Genomic DNA, 24,543 nt, shown 5'->3' with positions numbered 1-24,543 from the left:
CCGATCCGAAGGAGCGCCGATGGCCGGCCGCCGAGAGCACGACGACCTCATCCAACTGCTCGATGAACAGCGCGAGATGTTTCGCATCACCCTGCGGGGGATCAGCGAAGAGCAAGCGAGGCAGCGCACCACCGCCAGCGAACTCACCCTGGGCGGGCTGCTGCATCACCTGGTCAGTTGTGAACGGCTGTGGACAAAAGTGCTCGTGGACCGCGACGAGAACGCGGAACAGAAACTGGAAGACTTCGAAGGCCAATACAGCATCGGCGACGAGGAGACAGTCGCCGGTTTGCTCGCGGAGTGGGAGATCGTCGCGGCGAACACCGCGGAACTCATTCGTTCGGCAGGCGACCTCGACGCCTCCATTCCCACCCCGACCAACCCCTGGGTGCCCGGTCGGGTGTGGTGGTCGGCGCGCTTTCTGATCCTGCATATCCTGCGTGAGATCGCCCACCACAGCGGGCACGCCGATATCATCCGCGAACAGTTGGACGGTGCGAACACGACCGCTCAGCGTGCTGGGTAGGCCGGTCCCTTCTCTGCTCCGGCCGCGCGTTTCGCAGTCGGCTCGGCCTCGCAACTGGGGGTGGGCATGTCGGAGTACCGCTGCCTGCGACACCGGCCGAGTGCCCGGCGACAAGTCGATCAGGGCGCGATCGGGGCAAGTTCCCGTGCCCGCATCGATCGGCGTACGTGTTGTTCGCGACCGGATGTGCATGGATTGTTCGAGGCCATCCGATGAGCAAGGCCCGGCGATTCCATTAGGGTGTCGGACGTGACGGGCGTCTTCGATCGGCTGGTGGGGCAGGAGACGGTGGCGGCCGAACTGACCGCCGCTGCGGTGGCGGGCCGCTCCGGCACCGCGGATTCGGCGATGACACATTCGTGGCTGTTCACGGGCCCGCCGGGTTCGGGACGATCCGTGGCTGCGTTGTGCTTCGCCGCGGCACTGCAATGTACCGACCCCGATCGGCCCGGTTGTGGCCATTGCCACGCCTGCACCACCACGATGGCCGGAACGCACGGTGATGTGCGGCGGGTGATCCCCGAGGGCTTGAGCATCTCCACCAAGGAGATGCGCGGAATCGTGCAGATCGCCGCCCGCCGGCCCAGCACCGGCCGCTGGCAGGTGGTGGTGATCGAAGACGCCGACCGTCTCACCGAAGCCGCGGGCAACGTCCTGCTCAAGGTGGTCGAGGAACCGCCCGAGCGGACTGTCTTCCTACTGTGTGCCCCCTCGGTGGACCCCGAAGACATCTCGGTGACGCTGCGTTCTCGCTGTCGGCATATCCACCTGGTCACTCCGTCGGCTCCTGCCATCGCCCAGGTGCTGCGCGACCACGACGGCCTGGACGCGAAAACCGCCGAATGGGCGGCCGCGGTGAGTGGCGGCCACATCGGCCGCGCCCGCCGCCTCGCCACCGACGACGAAGCCCGCGCCCGCCGCCGCCGCGCGCTCGACCTGGTCGCCGCGGTCTTTCGTGGCAACGCCTACCTCGCGGCCGATGAATTGGTGAAGGCCGCCGACGACGAGGCGAAGGAGCTCAGTGCCGATCGCGACGAACGCGAACGCGACGAACTCGCCACCGCCCTGGGCGCCGGTGGCACCGGTAAAGGCGCGGCCGGCGCCACCCGTGGTTCCGCGGGCGTCCTGAAGGACCTGGAGAAGCGCCAGAAATCCCGCGCCACCCGCACCGGCCGCGACGCCCTCGACCGCGCCCTCCTCGATATAGCCGGCCTCTACCGCGACGCCCTGGCCGTGAGCTTCGGCGATGCCACCGGCCTCACCATGACCCACCCCGATATGGCCGACCGCGCCCGCGACCTCGCCACCCGCATCCGCCCCGAGGGCCTGCTCCGCTCGATCGACGCCGTCCTGGCCTGCCGCGAAGCCCTGGACGTCAACGTCAAACCCCGTTTCGCTCTCGCCGCAATGGCCGCCACTCTCCTCGCCCAAACGTCCTGACCACGCGTTTTCGCGTTCCCCGGCCGGAGACGATAGACTCGCGACGCCGAACGGCACGCCGCCTTAGCTCAGTCGGTAGAGCGCTTCACTCGTAATGAAAAGGTCGGGGGTTCGATTCCCCCAGGCGGCTCCACACTTTTCCGTAGGTACAGGGTCAGTTCGTACCGCTCAACGGTGCTGATGCCGGTTTGCCGAAGCCGGTGATCATCGCGGCGGCTCCGATCGCTGCCGCGGCGATCGACGCGGTGGCCGGCCACCCGAACCACTCGACTGCCGCGGCACCGAAGGCCGTGCCGAGGCTGCCACCGACGAAGTAGACCAGCATGTACGCACTGTTGAAACGGGCCGGGGCCGAGGGATCGATTGCCAGGACTGTGCTTTGGTTGGCCACTTGGGCGGCGAACAGTCCGGCGTCGAACACGGCCAGGCAGACCAGCGTCACGACCGTATTCGCGAGGCCGAAGCCCACGCCGACCGCGGCTATCCCGGCCAAGGCAAGGCCGACGAGGATCACCCGGCGAGCACCATCACGGTCGGTCCGCGCGCCCGCGATCTGGGTGGCCAGGAGCCCTGAAAGACCCGCGAGTGCGTACAGGCCGATCCGTTCGGCAGAGTAGGAGTACGGGGGCTCGGAGAGCGCCACGGCGAGACCGGCCCACACCGCGCAGAACGCGAAGAACCACAGGGCGCCGCGGAGCGCAGCAACGCGCAGGGTCGCGTGGTGGACGAACAAGCCGGGCAGGGAACACAACGTAGCGAGGTAGCCGCGTTCGGAGTTGCCGGGTGCCGAGGGGAGCGCCACCAGGCAACACGTGGCAACGAGACCGCACGCGGCGGCGAACACCAGCAGCATCCCGCGCCAGCCGAGCTCGTCGGCGAGCCAGCCGCCCACGATCCGGCCTGCGAGGATGCCGACCGAGATGCCGGCGGTCACCATCCCCAAGACCGTTGCCCGCCTATGCGGAAGGGCCAATCGGCCCGCGACGGAGCTGAGGCCCGCTCCGACCGCCGAACAGGCTCCGATCAGGCCGACTATCGGACCCAGCAATCCGACGGTGCCGACAGCGGCACCGACCGCAAGGGCACACGCCAGAACCGCGAACTGTGCGGCGAGGATGCGTCCGGGGGCAAACCGGTCGACCAACGGCACAAGTAGGCCGAGGCCGATCATGTAGCCGACGGGCCCGCAGGCGAGCGCGATCCCGACGGCGGTGATCTGCGTCCCCAGCGTGTCCGCCACGTCCGCGATTGCGGGCTGCAGCGGGTAGATGGTCGAGGTGCCGAGAGCAGCCGCAACTGCCATGAACAGGATGACGGGACCGCGTAGCTGGGCAGTATCAGAAGCCCTGGGCTCAGTATCAATATGCACTCGACCGACCGTAAGGACGCAGCAACCGCGCTACCGGCGGAAATACGACGTGACCGTCCGTCGTCGGCGATTGTGCCGTCCGATTACCGCCAGCCTGTCATGGACCTGCAGTCCGATACTGATCTCATGACCGTCACTTCGCCCAGGCTCATATTGGAACGCATGTACCGAGCGGAGGTCGAATACCTCGCTGCCGGCGGCCCCGGCAAGGCTTCGTTCGCCACCCTTGCGCCGTTCTTCGCTCCCGATGTAGTGCTGTGGCAAGCGGATACGCTTCCTTACGGAGGTATCTGGCGCGGTCACGGCGGTATGGAACAGTTTTTCCTTGCCATGAGCGCGACATGGGACCGCTTCGAAATGACCGAACAGGTGTTTCTATCCGAAATGAGCCCGCTGGTTGTTCTGACTCATGTGAACGCCTGCTCCCGCGACAGCGGTCGAGAGTTGAATTTCCCTATACTGCAAACGATCACGGTGACCGAGGGGCTGATCAGCGAAGTGCGCCCGTTCTACTGGGACACCGCGGCTATCGTCGACGCCTGTTCGGTGAGCGACGAATGACGCCCGCCTCGAGCGGTGATGCCTATCCGATACTCGGACCGAATCAGCGTGCGTTGCTCGTGCAGACGACCTCGATGATCTTTGCGCCGCTCAGGTCGGCGGAGCCGAAATTGGCGAGCACCGCCGTCGGCGTGAATTCCGTGAGCCGCTGATACGCGGCGCGCTCGGCCTCGGCCCGGTTCGGGCCGGAGGCCACTGCCACACCATGGTGCCCGTAGTCGGGCCGCTGCAATGATTACCGCTGCCGGCTGTTTCGTCCAATAGCTGGGCCGGCGGCTAGGGTCGCCGGACCCAGCCCTGAGCTACATCGGTGAGGTTCCACCAGGACACGAACCGCTCATCGGCACTCTCCAGTGACCAGGCTGCCGACAGCCGATCGAAGAACGCATCGTCACCGGTCTTGCCGCCCTTGGGCTCACCGATGAACACCAGTCGGCTGCCACCGCGCGACTCGAACAGCTTCAGCGCCTCGGACGCCATCGTGTTGCCCCAGCCGGGCGGCCAGCACAGGAACAACACCGAGTCCGCATCGAGTTCGGTGGCGAACTCCTCGGGACCGCCCACCGGAAACCACACAGCAGGCTGCCCCGGAGTGTCCGGAAAGGAGAGATTCGCGGAGGTGTCCGGCGGTTCGGAATCGAACGCCTCGACCGTCATGCCGTAGTCCGACAGCTGTCGTGCCCAGTACCCACGACCGGCACCCAGCTCGACCACTGTGCGGCCCTGGCTGAACCTCTTCACCCACTCCAGGGTCTCGGGAGAGGGGATCGCATAGGCATATGCGGCCTGGAGGATTGTCTGCACGAACCCGAGTCGAACGCTGCCGTCGGCGCTTCCGCCGTTGATCACCCTGCGCTCGCCATCGGTTCCGACGGCCGGGCCGACGATCTCCCAATACGGATTGCCGAATTCTGCGGTACCACCGGTCATGAAGTGCACGAACCGCAGATCGAACGCGCCATCGGCCTCCGGGTCCCCGGTACCCGACAGCATCGGCGCGGTATCCAGATACTCGGCGACCTTCGGATACTCCGCCGTCAACCGTGGCCCATCGTCGAGCAACGCGGCCAGTTCGGTTCGACGTTCGGGCGTAAGCGCGAGACCGGTCATGCCGTCTATTCTCTCGGCGCGCAGAACGGTGCGCGAGTGGTCGGCGCAGCCGATCCGCGGCCGGTGGTCTTCTCGGTGCGGGTGTGCGCCGCGGAGACTCCATTCGAGGAGTGCCGCGGGCAGTGAACGGGGCAGCGCGTGCGAGTGGCACTCGGGGAACGGTTTCGGGAACTGCTCGGAGATGCTGGGCGCCGAGGTGGGGCGGCCGATCACCCGGCCGGGATGGGGACGGGGGCGAGAGAGTTGCCCGGGCCGATGGATGCGCAGTTGGTTGTGGGTGGGATACCGGCGAAACGGTCGGCGAGGAACTGTGCGGCCTCGGCTTGGAAGCGGGCGAAGGCGGCGATGTGGTCGTGGTGCGGGTATCGGGCGTATGTCACCGAGACGCCGCGGCGGCAGTGCAGGTGGGCCAGGGCTTCGATATCGCGGGCGACCATTACCGAGTCGCCGATGGGATCGCTCTGGCCCACGGCGAGCAGCAGGGGAACGGCGGGGGTGCCGGCGGTGCCCATGATGTTGTCGTTGACGGCGGCCGCGGCCGCGGGGACATCGAGCAGCGAATGGTAGGGGGCGCGGACCATTTCGGCGTCGGTGAGGCCGGGATAGCGCTTGGCGAACTGCCCGAGGCAGAGGTTTTCCACGGTGGCGGTGAGCTGGGCTCCGCGTTCGGAGAGGAATGCGGTGGTGTCGAGTTCGTAGGTGCGCCGATAGGTGACGACCATGGCCGGGATGACGCCCGCCCAGTTGGTGCTGCCACTCACATAGGGGAGGTTGTGGGCGAGGTGGACGGGTAGCCCGCCGGCGGCGGCGCTGACCAGGGCGAGTTCGGGAGCGTAGTGCGGAGCGATCTCGGCGGCCCATTCGGTGGGCACCGAACCGCCCGAGTACCCGGACATCGCGACGGGAGTCGAAGCAGGCAGTCCCAGGATCTGTTCGGCGGCCCGGATTCCGTCGAGGGCGGCGTAGCCGGATTGCCGGCCGACGGTCCACTCCAGGTCCAAGCCTTCGTAATCGGGTACCACGACGGTGTATCCGGCGGCGAGATAACCGGCGATAACAGCCTGCTCCATGACGGCACCGGGGCTATCTGTCCGGCCGGTGAGCGTGTACGAGGGGTTGCATTGGGATCCGAGCGCGTCGTAGGCCATGTGGTACGACAACAGCCGCGCGGGGCCGGGGACGAGTGGGCGCAGCACGGTGGTGATCGCCGCGGTGGGCTCGTTCTGCTGAGTGGTGGTCCGGTAGAGCACCTGGGTGCTGGTGATGGGTGTGGATAACTTCGGGAAGGCGAACGGCGCGGGCCGGGAGCGCAGGACAGTGCCCGGAGTGGTGGCGGTCAGCGGTTGGTCGTAGGTGTAGAAGTGATCTTCGGACGGGGATGGTGGCACGGTTTGCGCGGCTGCCGGGATTGCCGCTGTGCCGCCCGAGAGCAGCAGTACCGTGGTGACCAGGGCGCGGACCATCCGCGACCGTGCCCCGGAACCGAATGCGACCGTCCTCATCGTCGACTCCATTCCCCGGCAACCGGCGGGCGCTACCGCGCGAAGGCCCCCGGAACAGCCGGGTACCGGCGCGGTCTGACGGGCTGTGCACAAGCCTGAGCAGCGAAAACGTCTTTCGGACGCCGGAGCATTGAAACGCACCCGCAAACGCGGGTCAACGAACAGGCCGCGCGGGTCGCGAGCGAAGCCGCGCGGCCACGCTGTGATCCCGGGGCCGCGCGCCGACGATGACGGTCGAGGGCACGGCGCGGGTCGGAAAGCGGCGGCCCGTTCTCGAGGGGCCGATCGCCCGGGCTGTCGATGCCGTACAGAAGGCGTCCGCCCCGGACTGCGGCCGCCACTCGCTGACAGCGTGGGCGCTGATTCGAGTCGTTGCCGAGGCGTGCGTCGATAACGATCATTTTTCGAGGTCAGGAGCAGGTAGCTGCGGCCAGGAGGTACGTTGTCGCGCTGCCGTTGTGGCCAGCCAGTCCTGCAGAATGGCGAGGCGTTGTGCCCGGCGACCTGGGCGGAGGCGGTTGTTGCGTTCCAGCGTGGCCAGGCCGTGGAGGGTGCTCCAGATGGTTTCGGTGAGGGTTTCCACGTCGGTTTTCGCGGCGAAGGGGGCGAAGGTTGTGACCAGTTCGGTGAAGGCGTTGCGGAGGGGTTCGGGGGCGCCGTCACCGAAAGTAAGGTCGGTGGGTAACACGAACATGGCGTCGTAAAGGGCGTGGTTTTCGGCGGCGAAATCCGTGTAGGCACGGGCTACGGCGGCGAGGGCTGCGGGTTCGTCGGGGGCAGTGGTACGGGCGCGGTGGAGGGATTCGGCCAGTTCGGTGATGCCGTCGAGGGCGACCGCGGTGACAATGGCGCGTTTACCGGCGAAGTGGCTGTAGAGGACCGGCTGGCTGTATTCGATGCGGTCCGCGAGTTTGCGGACGGTGACGGAATCCCAGCCTTCGGTTTCCGCCAGCTCGCGGGCCGTGCGGACGATGAGCCGGTGTCGTTCGGATCGTTCCCGTTCGCGCCTGTTCTGGATTCCCATGCCCTGAATCTAGCAGCGCTAGACAAATTAGCGCTAGCAAGATAGTGTCGCTATTCGATATAGCAATGCTAGATATGGAGTTGACCATGATCACCGTTCGCCGCGTCGCAACCCTGTTGTCCCTGAGCCTGGCGGCATTCGTCCTGTACTTCGGGACCGGTTACCTGATCGCACCCGAGTGGATCGCCACCGGATTCGGACTGCCGGTATGGCCTACCGGCGAAGCGGCAGCGTTCTCGAACCTCAAGGGGGTTCGCGACGTGGTCACCGCAATCGTCCTGCTGGTGCTACTCGCGCTGGGACAGCGGTTCGCACTGGGAGTCGTGCTGCTCGGATTCGCGCTGATCCCGGTGGGGGACATGCTCACCGTTCTGCTGCACAACGGTTCGGCAGCTGCCGCTTTCGGGATCCACGGGCTGACCGCCGTACTCGTTGCGCTGACGGGACTGTTGTTGATCCGCGAGCGCGCCGGCGTCGATACGGCTGCCCAGGCCGCGTAGCTCATTCGAGCCAGCCGAAACGAAACCGTCAGGAGTCCGCTATGGCCACATTCATCCAACTTCTCGCTGCACTCGCCGTCGTCACCAATGCCGTCGTCTACGGCGCGGACGCCGTCGCCGCACTCGTCACGCGCTCGGTCAATGCCCGGCTCGACGACACCACCATGACCCTGAGTGCCGGGTGGGGGCACTATTTCGCCGACTCGCGGATGCCGCCGGTCGGCATCACCGGATTGCTGAGTGCGCTCGCCGCCGCCGTGCTGGCGGGGCTCGGCGGTTACCCGGTGTCGGCGGCAGCGGCGGCGGTGGCCGTGGTCACGCTGGTCGTCTGGCTCGTCCTGTACGCGCGAATCGCCAAGCCGGTCAATACAGCCCAGAAGGCGGCCGCGCTTTCCGGGGTGATCCCGGACAATGCTCGTGCGCTGCAACAGCGCTGGGAAAGCATCATCTTCCTGCGCGTGGGACTGCAGGCGACAGCGCTGGTCGCTTTGACGGTCGCGATCGCCGCCGCCTGATCGGCTACCCGAACGAACCGGACGAGTGCCGGTTCGTTCGCGTCTGCCTGAAAGGTGTTGTCATCCGGCGAGATCGGGATGTGCGCGACCGGTGACCACAGGCATATCCACGAACGTGAGAATCCCGGGTGGCGCCGCGCAGACAGTGGGGATCGAATTGACGCAATGCGCGGCGGTGACCACGATTCCGGGGTTGCGGAGCAGCCCCGCCGTGACACTGGCCGGATGCCAGCCGTGGATGACCACCGAACAGTCGGGGTCGCCCTTCACCTCGATCTCGAAGCGTTCACCACCGGGCCCGAATTCCCAGGCGGGTTCGAGGTTTTCCGCACCCATCAACCAGTTGACCGCCACCCGTACGACCTTCGTCTCGCCGATGAACGCTTCCCAGGCGAAACGCTGCGCGGCGACGCGGCCGGGTTCGATCACGCCGGCCGGTGAATCGATCGGTGCGGTGGCGACCGCGATATCGTGGCTGCTGCGGATCTCGGCCTCCGCGAAACCGAGTGTGTCCAGACACATGCGCACCGACTGTTCGAAGCCGCGCGCCAGCAGGCCGAGCATCGGGCCCGCTTTTGCTTCCTCGGGGGTTCCGCCGAACCCCATGATGTGCCGCACTACATCGGGGGCGTTATAGGTGCGGATATCGGAGAACTCCTCGCCGCGGACGAAGGTGATGGCCGAGGACAGTCCGCTGAAGAAGAGGGGCTGCTGTTCGGTGGCGCCGCCGGGATCGATACCGGTGCCGTGCAAGGTCGCGTTGCCTGCCAGGGCCGCGGGTTCCATCTTCGACCGTTCTTTGTCGGTCGGCCAGAACCAGCCCAGGGGAGTGACGACATTCTTGCCGGAGCGCAGGATCGCCTGCACTTGACCGGCGTCCGGCAGTAGCGGCGCGTACAGGACGCAATCGGCGTCCAGCGCGAGGATTTCCTCCACACTGTGGGTCGCGATCACACCGGTCTTCTCCGATCCGACGATATCGCCTACATCCTTACCGGACTTCTCCGGCGAATGTACCCAGCACCCGACCAGTTCGAGGTCGGGATGCCGCAGGATATGTCCGATCGCGGCCTGTCCGACACCCCCGGTCGCCCACTGAACTACGCGCAAAGCCATCGTACGAACCTACCTTCCGGAACAGCGGCCGGATCCTGGATCGGCGTACGGCCGAGCCCGCTGGGTGGCCGGTCCCATTCAGTGGCCGCCTGCGCCGACCGTCATCGGAGATGCAGCGTTTCGTCGAGCCAGTCGAACATGCGTTGTTCGGTGAGGGCGCGGGCCAGCGGCTGGCAGTGGTAGTTCGCGCCCTCGGCCGCGGTGAACCGGCAGCGGTGCACCGGCCCCGAGACCATCTCGGCGAGACGCCGGGACTGGCCCGGCCAGAATTGTTCGTCCTCGGGGTCGGCGATGAACAGGGGGGTGGTGATCCGGGCGGCATCGGCCGCGCCGAGTGTGTACTCGCGAACCGCGGTGAGGGTGTCGAAATAGCTGTCACACCCATACGGGCGAGCCCGGAAGTTCCAGGTGTGGGCACTTTTTCCGGAGAGTTTCAGGCCGACACCCAGTTCGGTGTCGAACTGTTTCCTCTTACCCGCATGGAACAGTCTCAGCAGGGATTTCGGGATATTCGCAGACCAGGAGGCCGCGACATCGACCACGCCAGGGTCGGCGACAGCGGCCGCGAAACGATGTTCGAACACCAGCGCCCGGGCGATCCAGTATCCGCCCTGGCTGATCCCGTACAGCGCGACCCGCTCGGGGTCGACGCCGCTCCGGTCGAGCAGATGGTCGAGAACCGGGGTGAGTACCGCTTCCCAATCCGGACGGAACGCCGTTTTCCGCTCGAACAACATCGACTGCTGGCCGGGGCCGTCGAACATCAGCACGTTGTAGCCGCGGGCCAGCGCGCCGGATGCTCCCGAACTCCAGAGAGCACACAGCGCGCCGTCGCTGCCGTTGACCATCACGAAGGTGGGCCGCGGAGTGCTGTCCGGCGCGGGGGTGAAGAAATAGCCGGGCAGGGTGCTGTTCTCGTACGGGATGGCGACACGTTCGACCTGATGCATGGTGGTGTCGACGAAACGGTCCCAGCCGTAGCGGTGGCTGCGGAAAGTCGGAAGAAGCCGGTCGTCGGCGCCGGAACCGCTGAGCGCGTTCACGGCGGCCGCGAAATAGGTGGCGGACCGGAGATACGCCCAGGAAGCGCTCAGTTGGTGGCCGCCGGAGGCGGCGGTATCGGCGAGGGTGCGCGCACGTTCACCGGCTGCTTCCCAGGTGCGGAACCAGTTCTCGTGGTCATCGGGTTCGGCGGCATCGATCGCCCACAGAACCTCGCCGATATCGGCCGCTCCGGAAGCGGTCGCGCCGAGGACGCAGCGCACCGCATGATCGGCGTCGGCATCCGGGTAGAAACCGGCGCTGAACACCTGGTGCGGGAGAGCCGGCCGGAACGGGAACGTGGGCACGAGATCTCCTTCGGAAGCCGGGGAGGTCGGACGCCGCGATACGTGGCCGGGACGCGCTGCTCGAGGTCCGCGCTGCCGGGAGGTCAGAGGACGATGACGTTCTTCCCGCGCGTGTGTCCGGTACGGCTCGCCGCGAACGCGTCGGGAACCTCGTCGAGGGAGAAGGTGCGGGCGATGGGGACCGTCAAGTTGCCTTTGGCGGCGAGGTCGGCCAGGCGCTGGGTCTGCCGGCCGTCGGGGCGGACCCAGACGATATGCCCGCCGTGTTCGGCCACGCTGTTGTCGGCGACCGAGGCGTGCCGGCCGCCCGGAGCGAGTACCGCGAGGGTCGTGTCGAGCTGACCGCCGACGAAATCGGCCACCGCGTGCACGCCGTCGGGGGCGAGTTCGCGGATTCGTTCGACCAGGCCGTCGCCGTAGTCGACCGGTTCGGCGCCGAGGTCGCGCAGGTAGTCGTGGTTCTGCTGGGATGCGGTGCCCAGGACCCGGGCGCCGCGGGCCGTGGCGATCTGGACGCCGAGGCTGCCGACACCACCGGCCGCGGCGTGGACCAGCACGGTGTCGTCGGCGGTCACCTCGAGCAGGTCGAGGGTGCGCAGTGCCGTGCCGCCGGCCAAGGGGAGCGCGCCGGCCTGCTCCCACGGTAGTTCGGCCGGCTTGCGGGCGACATGCGCGGCCGGCACCGCGACCAGTTCGGCGAAGGTCCCGCCCTGCAGAACGTCCTTTCGGGCGTAGGCGAGCACCTCGTCACCGACCGAGAATTCCGGAGTGTCCAGTCCGGTATCGACCACGGTGCCGGCGACATCCCAGCCGGGAATCACCGGGAACACCGCATCGATCAGGCCGTCGAGCGCACCCGACATCAGCTTCCAGTCGACCGGGTTCACTCCGGCCGCGCGAACCTCGATCAGGACCGATCCTGGGAACAGTTTTGGTGTGGGCAGGTCACGGACTCGTACATCGTTGTCGTCGGCGGTGTAGCGGTCGTAGGTCGCTGCGCGCATAGTCCATTCCTATCGCCAGGGAGCTGTCGCTGGGTGCAACGACGCGCCATCGCCGATATTCCTGTTCACATGGCGCCGGCCGTTCCCGGCACGGGGAGCGTCTCCGGTACCGGGACAAGACGGCTCTTCCTGCCGCCGACTTCTCGGGGTGCCCCCGTGATGAAGTCCACCGAGCCGGGCATCGTCGACCGAACTCGGGGAACCTCCGCTCAGCCCGCGGCCACCGACCGCGAACCGGTGCGATTCAGGATGGAGACGAGTTCGGTGTTGAAGCGGTCGGCGGCCTCGATATTGCCCAGGTGGCCGGTGGGCCAGACCTGGTAATCGGGGCGGTGGCCGGCCTCCTCCATGGTGTCGGCGATGATGCGCGACATCCGTTCGGGCAGCAGCCGGTCGTGTTGTCCGGCGATGATCGTGGTGGGGACCGTCAAGTTGGCGGCCGCCGCGCCGAGTTGCAGGTCGGCCAGGATGGCGGCGTGCCTGCCGCGGGCCAGGGGGCGACAGGAACGCACGATACTCAGGGCGAAATCCGCCTGTTCGTTCGTGGCGCCACGGGCCATGATGCGCTGTTTGAGCAGTTCCCGGGCCGCCCAGCCGCCCGGCAGGGGCAGCGGGGTGGTGAGGATCGATTCGGCGACGATCATCGGGAGCCGGATGGGCGAGCCGAGCAGGGTGAGCGGCTGATTCCCTACGCTGAGCGGCTTGTTCAGCAGGGGGAGCAGATCGGTGTCGTAGCGGATATTGCCCGAGGTGGTGTTGGCGAGCACCACCGCGCGGGCCCGCCGGGCGACCTGCTGCGGATGGCGGGCGGCCCATGCCTGCAGGGTGATACCGCCCATGCTGTGGCCGACCAGCAGTGCGGTGCGTCCGGGGCGCAGGGTGGCATCGAGGACGGCGGCGAGATCGTCGGCGAGGGTGCGGTCGCCGAGCGGGGCGCGGCCCAGAGTGCTCTCACCGTGGCCGCGCTGATCGTAGGAGATCACCCGGCACCGGTCGGCGAAGGCGTTGATCTGCGGATTCCAGTATTCGATACAGCAGCTCCAGCCGTGGACGAACACGATCGGCTCGGCATCGGCGGGACCGTAGGAATGCACGCGCAGGCGGGCGCCGTCGACGGTGGTGACGGTCGATATCTCGGGCGCATCGGCGGGGGCGTTGAAGGCAGCGTTCCGGAAACGACGTGCGCGTAACGCGGCTCGGTACGGGGCGGTCAGCGCGCCGTGGTGCGCCTGCGATAGCGCTGTCAACGATTTCACCAGCATCAGAACACTCCTTTGTGCCTGCCTGACACGGTAACCTGCAAGCTGGGTGCTTACAAGAGCAAGCGCCGCACCGAGATCCCTTGCCCGGAATGTGGTTCTCAACCCGGATGTCGGTTCCGCGGGCGGTGCTGTTAACCCAGAATTCCCATTCGATCCCGTTTCTATGCTTCTCGGCGCGAACCGGAGCTAGCACCTCCGATGGTTGTGGCATCAACCCCGCCGCCGGGGCTACGGTGAGAACCGTGAACGACTCCGACGCGGCCCCGCCACCACCGGCGCCATCCGGTGTTCCGGCCGCGGAAACGGAGCCTGTGCGAGGCAGGCTCGCTTGGCTGAGCGCGGTCGCGCTGCCGGCCGCAGTGGCGAGCGCGGGCGCGGGCGCAGTACTGCTGTTGCATTTCCGGGATCCGCACGTTCCGGGGTCGTACGGGCTGTGTCCTTCGTATGCGCTTTTCGGGGTGTACTGCCCCGGATGCGGGGGTATGCGGGCAGTGCACAACCTCACCGAGGGGAACATCATCGATTCCCTGCACAGCAACCTGCTGGCGTTGCCGGTGCTGGTGCTGTTCGCGCTGTGGGTGGGCGATTGGGCCGTCCGTGCCTGGCGCGGTGAAGGACCGCGGCTGCCCGGGATCGGAACCGGCACGATGTGGGTGCTGCTCGGCTCGCTCGCCGCGTACGCCGTGCTGCGCAACACGCCATGGGGCACCTGGTTGACGCCGGTCTGACATGATCGGGTCGAGCGCGGAGGAGGTAGCGCAGCGTAACCACGCAGTGCTTCCGATCATGTCGGAACGAGACCGACCAGACGAGGTGGATATGCGCGACTCATTGAAGGACCGGGTACGGGACAAGATGCTGCGGCAACTGGCCGAGGACGGCCCGGCGGGTCCCGAGTCGGAGGATCCGCGCCTCATCTCGCTGGTGGCCGATCTGGATGCCCTGGACAGTGTCGGCGAGGACGACCCGCTGGTCGAACAGCTGGCGGGCCGCTACCTGGTTTTCTGACCGGCGGGCGGCAACTGCGGCAGCGGTTCGGAATACAGCCAGTCCTGCCACAGCGGATGCAATGGCACCATGCTGTAGTGGCCGACGAGATCGGTGAACTCCTCGGTGGAGACCGACGCATGACGGTGCCGGGCGGTCCAATCGCGGATCAGCCGGAAGAACGCGGTATCGCCGAGTTCCACCCGCAGCGCGTGCAGGGTGAGCGCGCCTCGTTTGTAGACGCGGTCGTCGAACATCAGAGTGGGACCCGGATCGCCGACCACGATGTTCTGCGGCTCCCGGCGCAGGGTATGCCAGGCCGCCCGGGCCAGCTGGTCCGCGCTCGCGCCGCCGGCCGCTTCCGACCAGATCCATTCCGCGTAGCAGGCGAAACCCTCGTGCAGCCAGATATCGCACCAGTGCTGGATGGTCAGGCTGTTGCCGAACCACTGGTGTGCGAGTTCGTGCGCGACCAGGCGTTCCGCGCCGCGGCGGCCGTCGCAGTGGTTGGCGCCGAAAATGGAGATGCCCTGGGCTTCGATGGGGATCTCCAGCTCGTCCTCGGTGACCACCACCGAGTAGCTCTGGAAGGGGTACGGCCCGAACAGGTCGCTGAACACCGACATCATCGCCGGCTGACGGGCGAAATCGTGATCGAAGGCGGCGCGCAGTGTGGCCGGAACGGCCGCGTACATCGGCACCGGGGCGTTGTGGTCGCTGAGCCGGTGCCTGCGGTAACGGCCGATCTGCACGGTCGCCAGATAGCTGGCCATCGGTTCGGCCTGTTCGTAGACCCAGGTGGTCTGCCCTGCCTTGGTCTGCTTGCCGACGAGGTTGCCGTTGGCGAGGGTGTAGTACGGGGTATCGGTGGTGATCGAGAACCGGTAGCTGGCCTTGGAGCTCGGATGATCGTCGCAGGGGAACCAGGAGGCGGCGCCGTTGGGTTGACTGGCGACCAGCGCACCTTCGGTGAGCTCCTCCCAGCCGACCTCGCCCCAGGGGCCGCGCACCGGTTTCGGTGCGCCGGCGTACTGGACGACGAGCTGCAGGATCCCGCCCGCCGGGATCCGCTCGCGGGGGGTGACGGTGAGTTTGCCGCGCTGATGGTTGTACTTGACGGACTTGTTGCCGTTGACCAGCACTTTCGATACCGCCAGGGCCTGGGACAGGTCGAGCGAATACCGGGGGCGTTCGGCCGTGGTCACCGCGGTGATCACGGCGCGCCCCGCGAGGCGGTTGCTGGCGACCTTGTAGTTCAGCTCCAGCTCGTACCGCGAAACGCGATAGCCCCGGTTGCCGTTCTGTGGGAGATAGTCGTCGATGGGGGCGTCGTAGAACCTGCTCCCCATCAGCGGTCGGTCTCCTCGTCCGCCGAATCGCTGTCCGGTGCGCGCGCCGGGCCGGTCCAGGGGGCGATGGGGTTACCCCACCATCTCGTGGACGGCGGCACGGTATCGCCGCGCATCACCAGCGACGCCGGGCCCACGGTGGCGCCTGCGCCGACGGTGGCGGCCGGCAGGGCGACGCAATGCGGTCCGAGGGTGGCTCCCGGTTCCAGGGTGACGGTGTCCATGGCCATGATGCGGTCGTGGAACAGATGGGTCTGCACCACACAGCCGCGTTCCACGGTCGCTCCGTCGCCGAGTGTCACCAGGTCTGCCTCCGGAAGCCAGTAGGACTCGCACCATACCCCGCGGCCGATCTTCGCGCCGAGCGCGCGTAACCAGAGATTCAGGACGGGCGTACCGGTCGCCGCACGGGCGAACCACGGCGCCGCAACGGTTTCCACGAAGGCGTCCGAGACTTCGTTGCGCCAGACGAACGAACTCCACAGCGGATGCTCTTCGGCCCGGATCCGGCCCACCAGAACCCATTTCGCCGTGACCGCACTCGCGCAGGCCGCCGCGCCCGCGACCATGAGTACCACCCCGGACAGCAACCCGGCGGCCAGGTAGCCGAAAGAGCCCGCCACTCGGGCGAGGGCGAACAGAACCCCGAGGCCGATGGCGAAGGTCACCAGCACCGCGGCCAGCCGGCAGGTTTCGAAGGCGCCGCGGAAGATCCGCAACCGCAGCGGCGGATCGAAGGTGCGGTCGGTATCGGCACTGCCGGCCGCCCGGCGCAACCGGACCGGCGGACTGCCCAGCCACGACGATCCGGCCTTGGCCTTGGTCGGCGCCGCCGACAGCACGGCCACCAGGCCGTTCTTCGGTACCCGCCGGCCGGGTGCGGTCATCCCGGAATTGCCGAGGAAGGCGCGTTTACCGACCTTTGCCTCACCGATGTGCAGCCAGCCCCCGCCCAGTTCGTAACTGGCGATCATGGTGTCGTCGGCGAGGAACGCGCCGTCGGCGACGGTGGTGAACTTGGGCAGCAGCAGCACCGTGGACGCCTCGACCCGTTTGCCGACCTTCGCGCCGAGCAGCCGCAACCAGATCGGGGTCAGCAACGAGGCGTAGAGCGGGAACAGGAACGTGCGAGCCGAATCCAGCAGGCGTTCGGTCGCCCACACCTGCCAGCCCACCCGGCTGCGCACCGGGTGATAGCCCTCGGTCAGGCCGATGCTGAGCAGCCGGACCGCGACAACGGTGGCCACCGCGTACACCACCAGGCTGAACAGGGTCGCCACGGGCAGCCACAGGAAGGCCGGTAGCAGGGCGGCGGTGAAATCCACCGAATCCCGGACGCCCCACGCGATCACCGCGAGGCCCGCCGCCAGCCCGGCCAGCGGCAGTGCACCCAGCGCCAGCGAACCGATCCCGTACGCGATCACCCAGTGCACGGCCCGCTCGGGTGTCTGCGCCGGCCAGCGATGCCGGGCCCGGCCGACCTTCACCGCCGGAGAACCGGCCCATTCCTGACCGGCCTTCACTTTCCCGGATACCGCCGAACCGGCGGCGATCTCGGCATCCCGGCCGATCTTGGTACCGGGTAGCAGCACCGAGCGCGCACCGACGACAGCGCCTTTGCCCACCTGGATCGAACCGATGTGCACGGTATCGCCGTCGATCCAGTAACCGGACAGGTCGACCTCGGGTTCTACGCTGCATCCGTCGCGCAGTTCGAGCATGCCGGTCACCGGGGGCAGGGTGTGCAGGTCGACCCCCTTGCCGACGGTGGCCCCCAGCGCGCGGGCGAACGGCACCATCCACGGGGCGCCGGAAAGATTTTCCGCACCGCTGGCCTCGGCCAGCCGGACCGCGGCCCACAACCGCACATGTACCGAGCCGCCGCGCGGATAGCTACCCGGCTTCACACCCGTGAGGAGGAGACGGGCACCGGCGACGCAGATCGCCATCCGGCCCAGCGGAGTGATGAACACCCCGAACAGCAATGCGGTCCACCACCAGGAGAGACGGGGCAGCCACGGCAGCACGTCGAACCCGTCCGCGACACTCGCGGCCACCGCAAGCCAGGTCACCCATTGCAGCCCGGTGAGAGTGGTCAGGGCGATCGTCGCGAGCACCTGGATCAACTGCGCCGAACGCGGCGTCGGCGCGACCCGGCGCGTTTCGGCGGTGGCGCCCGGACCGGTGTCGTCGAGGAGTTCGGCCAGTGCGCCGAGTCGCGGATGGTCATAGATATCGGCGACGGTTACCTGGGGATACCGCGTGCGCAATGCCGACACCAGTTGCGCCGCCGACAGCGATCCGCCGCCGAGTTCGAAGAAATCGGCCTCGGCGCCGGTGATCTCTGCGGCGAGTACATCGGTCCAGATCTGCGCCACCCAGGCAGCCGTGCCCGTGAGACCGTGTTCGGTTCCGGAATCGGCCCCCGCCAGCGGCCAGGGCAGGGCATTGCGGTCGACCTTGCCGGAAGTGCGGGTGGGTAGTTCGGGGACGACCACCAGTCGCGGGATCATCGGGGCGGGAAGCTGCCCGGACAGTTGCGTGCGGGCAGCGGTCAAATCGTAATCGCCGGGGACGCCGGTGAGGTAGCCGATCAGAACAGGCGAGCCGGTGGCAGTGGTGCGTACCGCGGCGGCGGCGCCGCTCACCCCGGGGAGATGCTGGAGGGCATTGTCGATCTCGCCGAGCTCGATCCGCCGGCCGCCGATCTTCACCTGATCGTCCGCGCGGCCCAGGAAGATCAGACCGGCGCTGTCGTTGCGGACCAGATCGCCGCTGCGGTAGGCGCGGTCCCAGCCCAGTGACGCCAGCGGTGCGTATTTCTCGGCGTCCTTGACGGGGTCGAGGTAGCGGGCAAGACCTACACCGCCGATCACCAGTTCGCCGGATTCGCCCTCACCCACTGGGGCGCCGTTCGCGTCGACCACCGCCAGATCCCAGCCGTCCAGCGGCAGCCCGATCCGCACCGGACCGGTGCCATCCAGCAGCGCAGCGCAGGCGACCACGGTGGCCTCGGTGGGGCCGTAGGTGTTCCATACCTCGCGATCGTCGTCGGCCAGGCGTTCGGCCAGGTCCGGCGGTACGGCTTCGCCGCCGAAGATCAACAGCCGCACCGATTCCAGCGCCTCGGCGGGCCAGGTCGCGGCCAGCGTGGGGACGGTCGACACCACGGTGATGCCCTGCCGCACCAGCCACGGTCCCAGATCCGCGCCGGTCCGCACCAGCGCGCGCGGCGCGGGAACCAGGCACGCGCCGTGCCGCCAGGCCAGCCACATTTCCTCACAGGAGGCGTCGAAGGCGACCGAGAGCCCGGCCAGTACGCGATCGCCGGGACCGAGCGGGTTGTCGCGCAGGAACAGGCGCGCCTCCGCGTCGACGAAGGCGGCCGCATTGCGGTGGGTGACGGCGACACCCTTCGGTGTGCCGGTGGAGCCGGAGGTGAAGATGATCCAGGCGTCGTCGTCCACGGTGGGCGCGGATTGCCCGTCGATTGCCGAACCGGGGCGGCGGTCGCCGGCCGGTTCGATTCCCGTGGCCGTGGCGATCGCGGTGACCTGCGCCTCACCGAAAACCAGCCGGGCCCGCTCGTCGGGATCGTCGGCATCGACCGGAACATAGGCGGCACCGGCATGCAGAACTGCCAAAATGGTCAGATACAGCTCCCAGGTGCCCGACGGCATCCGGACACCCACCCGATCACCACGGCGAACCCCGGCCGCCCGTAGATCCCGGACCGAGCGGTCGATCTCCGCCAGCAGTTCGGCATAGGAGAGAGTGCGGTCGGCGGTCGCCACCGCGGGAGCGTCCGGGTGCCGGGCCGCCGTCTCGGCGAGAACATCGACCAGCGTGCGTGCCCGCGGCGCCGCCTCGGCGCGCCGGAGCCCGCTCACCGTTTGCAGCTGCGCCTGCATGTACCCGGCCCACCTTCCATCGCCCAGCCGACCGACTCGTTCTCCCACACGAGGGTTACCGCCCGGCAAACAGCGGTCGAATGAGTCTATTGACGCGCAGGTGCCCGCGGGCTTCGACCCCTGTGTCCACCGGTGACGAAACCGCTGCCGCGGGCCCAGACCCGCTCTGGACTCTCGGGGTTCGCCGGACTCGGCCGGAACGCTGGACACCTCCGGTAACCGCGAGGGAGTCCATCGAATGCCGCCCTGTGCCGGGGCCGTTGTTCGGCAGCGTCTGGTCCGGCTCCGAGCAGGCGCTGGTGAAGTAGGCCGGGTCGCGCCTGAGCCGGCCGTCGCCGGTGCCGTGAGGTGGCTTGGTCGTCAGCGGCATGGACGTGGAAGGGTGCCGATTCGACTTCCGTGAATACCGCCGGACTCCTACTGCTCGCGCGTGCATACGGCCTCGGCGGGACGTAGGTCTCCTGTCGCCGTGGGGCCGGGCAGGTCGAATCGTTCGGAAGGCGCCGACGGCTCCGAATCAGAAGTCTGCGCCCGGCGAAGTGGGGACGGTAGCGTCCGCGTTCAGTCGACGTCGTCGGCGAGCGGGGTGGGGCGGTAGTAACGGCCCTTGTAGTAGAGCAAGGGGACGGTGGGGGGTTCTTCCTCGGTGTCGTCGTGGACCTTCACCACCCGGCCCACCACGAGAGTGTGGTCGCCGATCGGGATGAGCTGCTCGATGGTGGTGCGCAGCCACAGCGGGGTGCCGTGCAGGACCGGCTCCCCGGTGTCCAGGGCCGACCACAGGGCGGGGTCGCTGAACCGGTGCGCCGCGGTCCGGGCGAACCGCTGGGCGAGATGGCGCTGGTGTTCGCCCAGGAAATGGATCACCACCGATTTCGCGGCGGTCAGCGCGGCGAGACTGGAGGAGGTATCGGCGATATTGAACGAGACGAGCGGCGGGTCCAGGGACAGCGAGGCGAACGAGGTCGCGGTGAAACCGACCGGGCCGGTGGCCGAGTCCAACGTCACGATGGTGACGCCGGACGGATAGTGCCGCATCGAGGCGCGGTATTGCTCGGCGGTGATCCCGCTGAGATCGTCGGGAATCCGGATGCCGGTCTCGGGCCGTGGTGCTTCGGTCACCCAGTCGACGCTACGCCCGGATAGTCCCGGTCGCGCGGGGCGGTCCGCTGGGTGGAAGGTTCACCCGGGTCATTCCACATCGAGGGAGAGACCGGCGGTGATCCGCAGGAGTTCGCGATAGGAAGTGCGGAAAACGGCACCCGGGTAGCCACCGGCCGCCACCAGCTCACCGAACCCCGACAGTGTGCTGTCCACCCAGGTCGGCAGGTTCGCGGGATGACCGACGGGCGCGATACTGCCCGGCAGCTGTCCGGTGTACTTGACGGCCAGATGCGGGGGCGCGGGCACCAGTTCACCGTCGAGCCGTGCGCCGGTATGCGCGGCGTCCACCTGATGCGCCGCGGAAACCAGCAGCAGGATCGGGTCGTCACCGAGTAGGAAGACCTGTGCCTGCACCAATGCCCCGGTCGCCACCTCCATCGCCTGCGCGGTTTCCGCGGGACCGGCCGCGGTATCCGGCACGGTGACGATCAGACCGTGGTGTCCGCGCGCTATCAAAGTGTCCGAGACCCGGCAGGTTATCGGTGGAAGCGACCTGCGCATGGCCACAGGGTAAGGCGAACCGGGCGCCTGCGCCGCCGTTTGCGGATGACCGAGCAGGCCCGTCCCAGCGAGTGGACAGGTCCGCCCGGTAATCCGGGACGGTACGGTATGGGCATTAGTCTGGGCCGATGACAGATTGGCAGGCTTTCACCGTCGAAACCGACGATCGCGTCGCCCGGGTGACGCTCACCGGCCCGGGTAAGGGAAACGCAATGGGCCCGGATTTCTGGCGGGAGCTGCCGGAGATCTTCCGCGGTCTCGACGCCGACCCCGAAGTCCGGGCGGTAGTACTCACCGGCTCGGGGAAGCACTTCTCCTACGGCCTGGACCTGCCCGCGATGAGCGGTACCTTCGGCCCGCTCATGGCCGACCGGGCCCTGGCCGCCCCGCGTACCGATTTCCTCGGCGAGATCCGCCGCCTGCAGGATGCGATCACCGCGGTGGCCGAATGCCGTAAACCGGTGATCGCCGCCGTCTCGGGCTGGTGCATCGGCGGCGGTCTCGACCTCATTTCCGCCGCGGATATCCGCTACGCCAGCGCCGAGGCGAAGTTCAGCCTGCGTGAGGCCAAGGTCGCGATCGTGGCCGATGTGGGTTCACTGCAGCGGCTGCCCGGCATCATCGGCGAAGGTCACCTGCGTGAACTCGCCTACACGGCCAAGGATATCGACGCGGCCCGCGCGGAGAAGATCGGCCTGGTCAACGACGTCTTCCCGGACCAGGACGCGGTGCTGGCCGGCGCCCACGCGACCGCCCGGGAAATCGCCGCCAACCCGCCGCTGGTGGTCCAGGGGGTGAAAGACGTCCTCGGCCAGCGCAATTCGCCCGCGGTTACCGAGGGGCTGCGCTACGTTTCTGCCTGGAACGCCGCCTTCCTGCCCTCCGAGGATCTCACCGAGGCCATCCAGGCAGTCTTCGAGAAGCGCACCCCCGATTACAAGGGCCGGTAACAGCGGATACCGGCGGACGGTAGTTCTCCTCGCCGCCGCGAGAGCCGAGCCGACGATGCCTGCGGACAAACCCGCAGGCATCGTCTGAGCGGTGCGCCTCGCCCCTGAGCCGCGGGCATCCGCCAGGCCGTGCCTGTCATTCAGCGCCGTGCGGCGCAGCCGCGAGTATCGCGGGCGGAAAGCAGGGGCCGAGGGGGCCGAAACCCCGCGCGCCGGCGCGGCGAAAAACTCAGTGCCCGCCTTTGTCCTTCAACCGCTGGAAGGACGCCTCGATCTCGGTTTCGGCCTCGGCCCGCCCGACCCATTCCGAGCCTTTGACGTACTTGCCCGGCTCCAGGTCCTTGTACCGCTCGAAGAAGTGCTTGATCGCGGCCAGTTCGAATTCCGGGACGTCGGCGAGGTCCTGGATATGGTCCCAGCGCGGATCGCCCGCGGGAACGCACAGGATCTTGTCGTCGCCGCCCGCCTCGTCGGTCATCCGGTACATGGCGACGGGCCGGGCCTCGACGATGACGCCGGGGAACACCGAGTCCGGCAGCAGCACCAAGGCGTCCAGCGGGTCGCCGTCTTCGCCGAGGGTGTCCTCGATGAAACCGTAGTCGGCCGGGTAGGCCATCGAGGTGTACAGGAACCGGTCCAGCCGGACCCGTCCTGTTTCGTGGTCGACCTCGTACTTGTTGCGCGAACCCTTGGGGATCTCGATGGTGACGTCGAACTCCACGCCAACTCCTTCCGCTGCTCTCACGATGCACCGTGGTGGCCGGCGTCCGGCGCACCCGGTTGTTCGCCGAGAACGGTAGCCGAACACCGATAGGGTTGTCGGCGGCACATGGGTTCGGCGGGGCCCGGTGCCACGGACAGGTACGAGGGAGACGGCGGCAGCGTGGTTTGGCAGGGTGGCAGCGGGATGGACGGGTCGGCGGGGCGCCGGCGCCGTGGGTTGCGGGCGTGGTTGATCACTGTCCTGGTGGGGCTGGTGGGTGCGGCGGTGGTGCTGGCTGTCGTATTACAGCCGTGGACCCCGGAATTCCGGCACGGCGGGCTCACCATCGCGGCGCCGCCCGCTCCGGTCCGGGTGCTTCCGGAGGTCCGGCCCGCGCCCGATACCGCTCCGGTACCCAGCCCGGCCGGTGTCGCGGCGGCTCTGGGACCGGTTACGGCCAATCCTGACCTGGGTGGTTTCGCCGGATCGGTCACCGATGCCGAGACCGGCGCCGTGCTGTGGAATTCCCGCGCCGACGAACCGCGGGTGCCGTCGTCGACGGCGAAGATCATGACCACCGCCGCGGCGCTGCTCACCCTGCCCGCCGATCAGCGCGTGCACACCCGGGTGGTCGCGGGCGCGGCGCCGGACGAGATCGTGCTGGTGGCCGGCGGCGATCCCACGCTGACCGCGCAACCGGGCGGCGAAGGTTACTATCCGGGCGCCGCCAGCCTGGCCGATCTGGCGAATCAGGTGCGTACCGCCGATGTGCGGGCGGACACCGTCGTGGTCGATATCTCGCGCTACTCCGGGCCGACGATGGCCCGCGGCTGGGACCCGGTCGATATCGGCGGTGGTTCGATCGCCCCCCTCGAACCGATCATGCTCGACGGTGGCCGGCTGGACCCGCTGGTCGAGTATTCCCCGCGTTCGGGCACCCCGGCGCTGGATGTGGGCCGGCGGCTGGCGACCGAACTCGGCCTCGATCCGGCCAAGGTGCGGATCGGTATCGCGCCCGAGGGAACCAAACGGCTGGCCGAGGTGGCTTCCGCGCCGCTGCGTGACCGTTTGCGCGACATGATGGTGCATTCGGACAACGTGCTGGCCGAAACCATCGGCCGGGAGGTCGCGCTGGCCACCGGCCATCCGGCGTCGTTCGACGGGGCGGCCGCCGCGGTCGCCGCGGTTCTCGCCGAGCACGGCTTCGATCTGAGCGGTGTGACCATGTACGACTGCAGCGGCTTGTCGACCGACGACCGGATACCGGCGCGGGTGCTGGACCGGATACTGGCCACCGCCGCCGGCCCCGGTATCGATGCGGCGACGACCGGCACCGCACCGAAACCGGTGATATCGCCGCTCGGCGCGGGAGCCGGATCGAAGTCCGAACCAGCCGACCCCGAGCAGATGTTGACCGCCACATTGGTTCCGCTGCTCGACTATCTGCCGGTCGCGGGCGGTACCGGTTCGCTGGCCGGCCGTTATGTCACCCAGAACCAGGGCGGCGCGGGGTGGGTTCGCGCCAAGACCGGAACTCTGTCGGTGGCCAGTACGTTGGCCGGGTATGTGCTGGATCGTGACGGCCGGGTCCTGACCTTCACTTTGATGTCGAGCGATCGGCCGCCGGAGGTCAGCCGGCCCGCATTGGACGCCGTCGCGACCACGCTGCGCAACTGTGGATGTTCCTGACGGCTGGAGGG

General features: G+C 68.1%; 23 protein-coding genes and 1 tRNA gene. 10 read left to right on the top strand and 14 right to left on the bottom strand.

Going from position 1 to position 24,543, the window contains the following annotated elements; translation table 11 throughout:
- The first annotated feature begins 19 nt into the window (after positions 1-19).
- The 3 genes from IU448_RS12550 (at position 20) to IU448_RS12540 (ending at position 2,099) form a co-directional block, all read left to right on the top strand.
- Positions 20-526, top strand: a complete 507-nt coding sequence (locus tag IU448_RS12550) for a DUF664 domain-containing protein (RefSeq protein ID WP_195055716.1) — start codon at positions 20-22, stop codon at positions 524-526.
- Positions 527-775: 249 nt separating this feature from the next.
- A complete protein-coding gene (locus IU448_RS12545; RefSeq protein WP_195055715.1) occupies positions 776-1,966 on the top strand; it encodes a DNA polymerase III subunit delta' in 1,191 nt (396 codons plus the stop codon).
- Positions 1,967-2,023: 57 nt separating this feature from the next.
- Positions 2,024-2,099 (top strand) — tRNA-Thr (locus IU448_RS12540).
- Positions 2,100-2,120: 21 nt separating this feature from the next.
- Here IU448_RS12540 and IU448_RS12535 read toward each other — a convergent pair.
- Positions 2,121-3,335: an MFS transporter gene (locus IU448_RS12535; RefSeq protein ID WP_280458690.1), complete on the bottom strand. Its 1,215-nt coding sequence runs from the start codon at positions 3,333-3,335 to the stop codon at positions 2,121-2,123.
- Between IU448_RS12535 and IU448_RS12530 the strand changes: the two genes are divergently transcribed.
- Positions 3,330-3,896 carry a nuclear transport factor 2 family protein gene (locus IU448_RS12530; protein WP_228812655.1) on the top strand — a complete coding sequence of 189 codons (567 nt, stop codon included), beginning with the start codon at positions 3,330-3,332 and terminating at the stop codon, positions 3,894-3,896. The two genes, IU448_RS12535 and IU448_RS12530, sit on opposite strands and share 6 nt — an antisense overlap.
- Before the next feature lie 43 nt (positions 3,897-3,939).
- Here IU448_RS12530 and IU448_RS12525 read toward each other — a convergent pair whose 3' ends face one another.
- The 4 genes from IU448_RS12525 to IU448_RS12510 form a co-directional block, all read right to left on the bottom strand.
- On the bottom strand, positions 3,940-4,098 hold the full coding sequence (locus IU448_RS12525) for a hypothetical protein (RefSeq protein WP_195055714.1): 159 nt from the start codon (positions 4,096-4,098) through the stop codon (positions 3,940-3,942).
- Between the two features lie 74 nt (positions 4,099-4,172).
- On the bottom strand, positions 4,173-5,006 hold the full coding sequence (locus IU448_RS12520) for a hypothetical protein (RefSeq protein ID WP_195055713.1): 834 nt from the start codon (positions 5,004-5,006) through the stop codon (positions 4,173-4,175).
- A 209-nt stretch (positions 5,007-5,215) separates the two neighbouring features.
- On the bottom strand, positions 5,216-6,508 hold the full coding sequence (locus IU448_RS12515; protein WP_228812653.1) for a lipase family protein: 1,293 nt from the start codon (positions 6,506-6,508) through the stop codon (positions 5,216-5,218).
- 397 nt (positions 6,509-6,905) lie between these two features.
- Positions 6,906-7,532, bottom strand: a complete 627-nt coding sequence (locus IU448_RS12510; protein WP_195055712.1) for a TetR/AcrR family transcriptional regulator — start codon at positions 7,530-7,532, stop codon at positions 6,906-6,908.
- Positions 7,533-7,597: 65 nt separating this feature from the next.
- On the opposite strand from IU448_RS12510, the gene IU448_RS12505 reads away from it, so the two are divergent.
- Positions 7,598-8,032: a DUF4267 domain-containing protein gene (locus IU448_RS12505; protein WP_228812651.1), complete on the top strand. Its 435-nt coding sequence runs from the start codon at positions 7,598-7,600 to the stop codon at positions 8,030-8,032.
- 41 nt (positions 8,033-8,073) lie between these two features.
- Positions 8,074-8,547, top strand: a complete 474-nt coding sequence (locus tag IU448_RS12500; RefSeq protein ID WP_195055711.1) for a DUF1772 domain-containing protein — start codon at positions 8,074-8,076, stop codon at positions 8,545-8,547.
- 60 nt (positions 8,548-8,607) lie between these two features.
- Here the strand turns inward: IU448_RS12500 and IU448_RS12495 are convergent, their stop codons facing one another.
- The 4 genes from IU448_RS12495 to IU448_RS12480 all read right to left on the bottom strand — a co-directional run bounded on the left by IU448_RS12495 (position 8,608) and on the right by IU448_RS12480 (position 13,278).
- The gene (locus IU448_RS12495; RefSeq protein ID WP_195055710.1) at positions 8,608-9,663 is read right to left on the bottom strand and encodes a dihydrodipicolinate reductase; all 1,056 of its coding nucleotides are present in this window, start codon (positions 9,661-9,663) and stop codon (positions 8,608-8,610) included.
- A 101-nt stretch (positions 9,664-9,764) separates the two neighbouring features.
- Complete coding sequence (locus IU448_RS12490) at positions 9,765-11,012, bottom strand: alpha/beta hydrolase family protein (RefSeq protein ID WP_195055709.1); 1,248 nt, start codon at positions 11,010-11,012, stop codon at positions 9,765-9,767.
- An 83-nt stretch (positions 11,013-11,095) separates the two neighbouring features.
- Positions 11,096-12,016, bottom strand: coding sequence for an NADP-dependent oxidoreductase (locus tag IU448_RS12485; RefSeq protein WP_195055708.1), 921 nt, complete (start codon positions 12,014-12,016; stop codon positions 11,096-11,098).
- Positions 12,017-12,225: 209 nt separating this feature from the next.
- Entirely contained in the window at positions 12,226-13,278 is a 1,053-nt protein-coding gene (locus IU448_RS12480) for an alpha/beta fold hydrolase (RefSeq protein WP_195055707.1), read from the bottom strand.
- Between the two features lie 242 nt (positions 13,279-13,520).
- Here IU448_RS12480 and IU448_RS28905 point away from each other — a divergent pair, with 242 nt between their 5' ends.
- Complete coding sequence (locus IU448_RS28905) at positions 13,521-14,006, top strand: DUF2752 domain-containing protein (RefSeq protein WP_324188578.1); 486 nt, start codon at positions 13,521-13,523, stop codon at positions 14,004-14,006.
- 91 nt (positions 14,007-14,097) lie between these two features.
- Positions 14,098-14,286: a hypothetical protein gene (locus tag IU448_RS12470; protein ID WP_195055705.1), complete on the top strand. Its 189-nt coding sequence runs from the start codon at positions 14,098-14,100 to the stop codon at positions 14,284-14,286.
- Here the strand turns inward: IU448_RS12470 and IU448_RS12465 are convergent.
- From IU448_RS12465 to IU448_RS12450, 4 genes are all read right to left on the bottom strand, one after another.
- Positions 14,271-15,614 carry a M1 family metallopeptidase gene (locus IU448_RS12465; protein WP_195055704.1) on the bottom strand — a complete coding sequence of 448 codons (1,344 nt, stop codon included), beginning with the start codon at positions 15,612-15,614 and terminating at the stop codon, positions 14,271-14,273. The genes IU448_RS12470 and IU448_RS12465 overlap by 16 nt on opposite strands.
- Positions 15,614-19,525: a Pls/PosA family non-ribosomal peptide synthetase gene (locus IU448_RS12460; protein ID WP_195055703.1), complete on the bottom strand. Its 3,912-nt coding sequence runs from the start codon at positions 19,523-19,525 to the stop codon at positions 15,614-15,616. The genes IU448_RS12465 and IU448_RS12460 overlap by 1 nt, the downstream gene beginning before the upstream one ends.
- 561 nt (positions 19,526-20,086) lie before the next feature.
- Positions 20,087-20,647 carry a flavin reductase family protein gene (locus IU448_RS12455; protein WP_280458693.1) on the bottom strand — a complete coding sequence of 187 codons (561 nt, stop codon included), beginning with the start codon at positions 20,645-20,647 and terminating at the stop codon, positions 20,087-20,089.
- A 69-nt stretch (positions 20,648-20,716) separates the two neighbouring features.
- Positions 20,717-21,190: a YbaK/EbsC family protein gene (locus tag IU448_RS12450; RefSeq protein ID WP_195055702.1), complete on the bottom strand. Its 474-nt coding sequence runs from the start codon at positions 21,188-21,190 to the stop codon at positions 20,717-20,719.
- A 128-nt stretch (positions 21,191-21,318) separates the two neighbouring features.
- Here IU448_RS12450 and IU448_RS12445 point away from each other — a divergent pair, with 128 nt between their 5' ends.
- The gene (locus IU448_RS12445) at positions 21,319-22,140 is read left to right on the top strand and encodes a crotonase/enoyl-CoA hydratase family protein (protein ID WP_195055701.1); all 822 of its coding nucleotides are present in this window, start codon (positions 21,319-21,321) and stop codon (positions 22,138-22,140) included.
- 229 nt (positions 22,141-22,369) lie between these two features.
- On the opposite strand, the gene IU448_RS12440 is transcribed toward IU448_RS12445, so the two are convergent.
- Positions 22,370-22,861, bottom strand: a complete 492-nt coding sequence (locus IU448_RS12440; protein WP_043739743.1) for an inorganic diphosphatase — start codon at positions 22,859-22,861, stop codon at positions 22,370-22,372.
- 186 nt (positions 22,862-23,047) lie between these two features.
- Between IU448_RS12440 and IU448_RS12435 the strand changes: the two genes are divergently transcribed.
- Positions 23,048-24,532, top strand: coding sequence for a D-alanyl-D-alanine carboxypeptidase/D-alanyl-D-alanine-endopeptidase (locus IU448_RS12435; protein WP_195056268.1), 1,485 nt, complete (start codon positions 23,048-23,050; stop codon positions 24,530-24,532).
- Positions 24,533-24,543: the final 11 nt, after the last annotated feature.

It is taken from the genome of Nocardia flavorosea, assembly GCF_015477805.1.
Taxonomy (GTDB): Bacteria; Actinomycetota; Actinomycetes; order Mycobacteriales; family Mycobacteriaceae; genus Nocardia; species Nocardia flavorosea_A.
This window is presented reverse-complemented; position numbering and strand designations above follow the sequence as displayed.